Below are 4,012 nucleotides of genomic sequence, written 5' to 3'. Positions count from 1 at the left end.
AAAAAAGTTGTGATAAAAAGTTTCTATTTTAAGAATTTAAGATGCTGTCCTTTCTCTGAATCAATTAATAATTATGGGTTTAAAAATAAAAAAACAACCCTTTTTATTTAACAAGAGTTGTTTTTTGGAGCTTCATCGTACACGATGCCTTTTAATAAATTAATTCGATACAATCCGTTATTTTCGCTATTATTTTCTTCTTGTTCGGTCTTTTCTTCTTTATATGAATCAGTGTAATTACAATTTGGATAATTAGTACACGCCTTAAAACGTTGACGTAGCTTATTAAATTTCAAAATAATTTCACCAACGCCACATTCTGGACAAGGACCAAATTTTGGATCATTCTGATGAATATAACGACATTTTGGAAACCCTGAACATGCAATAAATTTCCCGTATTTTCCATACCGATATACTAAATCATTTCCACATTCTGGACATTCAATCCCGGCCTTCTCAACTGGGATTTCTTCCATTAATTCCATTGCTGCTTCAATTCGTGGCTCAAATCGTTCTCAAAATTCTTTTAATAATGGTTTTGGTTCTGCGTCACCGTGTGCAATCACATCCAAACTTTCTTCAATTGTTGAAGTGTATGTTTCGTTAATAATATCACTAAAATATTCTTGTAATTTATCACTTGTTAAAATCCCTTTTTCAGTTGCTTTAATTGCTTTGTTTTCTACAATAATATAACCACGATCTTTTAATGTTCGCATAATTGGTGCATAAGTTGATGGACGTCCAACCCCAATTTCCTCTAATGTCTTAATTAATTTCGATTCAGAGTAACGACTCGGTGGTTTAGTAAAATGTTGAATTCCATATAATTCATTTAAATTAATAATTTGATTTGGTTTTAACATTGGCAACTTTGCAATTTCTTCATCACCTTCTAAAACATAACATTTTAAAAACCCATCAAATTGAATCGTACTTCCTGTCATTCGAAATTCATAATTATTATTATCTAAAATAATTGCTTTACTTAATAACTTTGCATTCGCCATTAAACTAGCTAACGCACGATTATAAATAATTTTATATAAACGTAGTTGATCACGACTTAAATATTCTTTTGCCGCTTCTGGTGTCATTGTTAAATCAGTTGGACGAATTGCTTCATGAGCATCTTGCACATTTTTTTTATTTTTTGGTGGTGTTTTAACTCCACCTAAATATTCTGTTCCATATTTAATTGTAATATAGTCAAAAGCATCTTGAACAAACTTATCACTTAATCGAATTGAATCTGTCCGCGGATATGTTATAAATCCAGTAATATTATCTTTAACTTTAATTCCTTCGTATAATTGCTGGGCAATTAATGATGTTTTATTTGAAGCAAAACCCATTTTACTACTTGCTTCTTGTAACATTGTTGAAGTAGTATGTGGATTCGGTGATTTTCGTTGTTTTTCACTTTCTTTAATTTGAACAACAACAAAATCTTTTTTTAAAGCTTTTTTAACTTTTAGAACATCTGCTTTTACTTTTAATTCAATTTTTTCATCCTTAAATTTTGTTAATTTAACAACTGCTTTTTTATATAATCCTTCAACAGTCCAATATTCCTCCGGCACAAAGTTTTGCCATTCTTTTTCTCGTTCAACAACTAACTTTAAAGCAACCGATTGTACTCGTCCTGCTGATTTTGACTTAATCTTTTTCTGTAACAATTTGCTTAAGCGAAAACCAATAAAACGGTCTAAAATTCGTCGAGTTTCTTGTGAATGAACTAAATTCATATCTAAATCTGTTTGATATTGAAATGCCTCTAACACTGCTTCTTTTGTAATTTCATTAAAGCGAACACGGTGAGATTTCTCACCACAATTTAAGACTTCATTTAAATGATAAGCAATTGCTTCTCCTTCTCGGTCAGGGTCGGTTGCTAGAATAACCAAATTTGCTGCTTTGGCTTCTTGTTTTAATTTTTTAACAATTTCTTTTTTTCCACGTTCCATTTTATAACTTGGTTCAAAAGTTTTAATATCTACTCCTAACCCATACTCACCTTTTGTTGATAAATTACGAATATGTCCTTCTGATGATAAAACTAAATAATTTTCGCCAAGATATTTTTCAACTGCTTTTGTTTTAGTTGGGGACTCCATTATTACCAGCGTCTGTGCCATGTTTTCTCTCCTTTATTTTTTAAAACACATCAATAATTATTATACATAATATTTTAAAAAACTATTTTGAAATTTATTATTCTAAATTAAAATATTTTTTTTATTTTAGCAATTATTGTATCAATTCCTTCAGTAACACTAGGAACAGTAAAATACAAAATAACAGTTATTGCAATTAATAATAAAATAACACCTAAAACAATGATCGTAATCCAAAAAGCTTTAGCATTAAATTTTGATTTAGTAACTACTCCAAATTTATTTTTTTTAATTTTTTTTGTTTTATTTTCTTTTGCATGATAAAAATTTTCAATTAATTGATCATATTGTTTTTCTGTCAATCCAAATTGGGCCATTGCTTCATAATGATCCATTTTAAGATGACCATATTCATCAAATATTTTTGGATAAATCTCACTAGCTCGTTTTTCCCCTAATGATGTTTTAATTGTATAATCCTTATATGTCCCAAAAGCTGGTTTTGTATCCTTTACTTTATCAATATCAATAAAGGTTATTTCATCATCTAAAACATCTGTTTCTATTATTTCTTGATTAGATTCCATTAAATCAAAATCTGGTGATTTGACACCTAAAAAATCATGAATATCTTCAGCATCAACCTTATTAACATGATTATCATTTTTTGAAATATCATTGTCATTTTTCTCAGATAAATCTTCTACTTTAAATTCATCATTAAAAAAGAAACTATGCGTATCATCTTCAGAATTAAAATTATTATCTGAATCATCTTCAAAATCAAGGAAATTAAACTTATCTTCTACATTATTTTCAGTTAAAGATGAACTTTTTTCTGGTTCAGAACTAACAATTATTGGAGAAACTTTTTTTTCATTTAAAGCATTAGATTGGTCAGATTTTGACTTTAATAATTTAGAATCAATACTATCTGTTGGTAAATGTACAGAATTATTATTACTTGAATTATCATCCTTTTTTGCTCAAGTATTAACCAATTTTTGGTTTAGTGCTTCTGCTTCTTGCAAATGGCGTAATGAAGTATCTAATGTCTGTTTTAAGTTTTGATATTCATCAAAATTAGATTTTGGTCGACTGCGATGACGCCCAATAAACTCATCCAAAATATCAGAAATATGTAATGCTCAATTATATTCTTCTTCAACACTTAATGGTAAACTTGGACGACGAAAATCATTATAATATCGTTCTGTCCCTAATGGAATACGAGAATTATAAGGAGATAAATAATAATCTTCTCTAACAGGTTGAGATTGATATTGAAAATTATCATTAATTCTAGCATTATTGGCTAAATTATTAAAATTTTGTCCAACATTATGTGGGCTATATTGATATGGTTGTCCTAGTGACAAACTTTGATTTGGTTGCAGTCCTGTCATTGAATACTGAATTAATGTTGGTGTTCCACACCCACAAGAAGGAAAAACAGGATATTGATAATAATTAAAAAAATTCGAATGGTGATGAATCCGACAATTATTGTGACAATTACTGCTATGACCCTTTTTACTGTTTTGACACATATATTTACCCTACTTATATTAATCGCTTATATTTATTATATCATAAAATAATATTTTCTTCTATTAGCGTTATTAATAAAGATGCTGTTTTATTTTTTGGGGAAAATAAAAAAGGGGTAGAGTAGAGTGCACCCCAAAAAGTAAGTATTAGTAAAAAAGGTTTATAAACTTTTATTTATTATATCCTTTTCTTTGCGGCTTGAATATCATTTATTTCATTTTTTAACATCATTAATATATTCATCATGCGATAAGTAAATATTGTTATGAATTGTTGCTTTTTTTAATAAAGAATGAAAACTTTCAATAACAATATTATCAGCACAATGATAATTTTTACCC

General features: G+C 28.3%; 2 protein-coding genes and 1 pseudogene. All 3 read right to left on the bottom strand.

The genetic code is table 4. The annotated features are described in order from the left end of the window. Positions 1–107: 107 nt before the first annotated feature. On the bottom strand, positions 108–2,141 hold the full coding sequence (gene topA / locus D9R21_RS04755) for a type I DNA topoisomerase (RefSeq protein ID WP_126821311.1): 2,034 nt from the start codon (positions 2,139–2,141) through the stop codon (positions 108–110). A gap of 86 nt (positions 2,142–2,227) precedes the next feature. Then, entirely contained in the window at positions 2,228–3,526 is a 1,299-nt protein-coding gene (locus D9R21_RS04750; RefSeq protein ID WP_241568775.1) for a hypothetical protein, read from the bottom strand. A gap of 305 nt (positions 3,527–3,831) precedes the next feature. Further along, positions 3,832–4,012: pseudogene (locus tag D9R21_RS07175) on the bottom strand (IS3 family transposase); the annotation flags it as partial.

It is taken from the genome of Spiroplasma endosymbiont of Megaselia nigra (assembly GCF_003987485.1).
GTDB lineage: Bacteria > Bacillota_I > Bacilli_A > Mycoplasmatales > Mycoplasmataceae > Spiroplasma.
The sequence above is the reverse complement of the archived record's forward strand: the minus strand, read 5'-3'. Positions and strand labels throughout refer to the sequence as shown.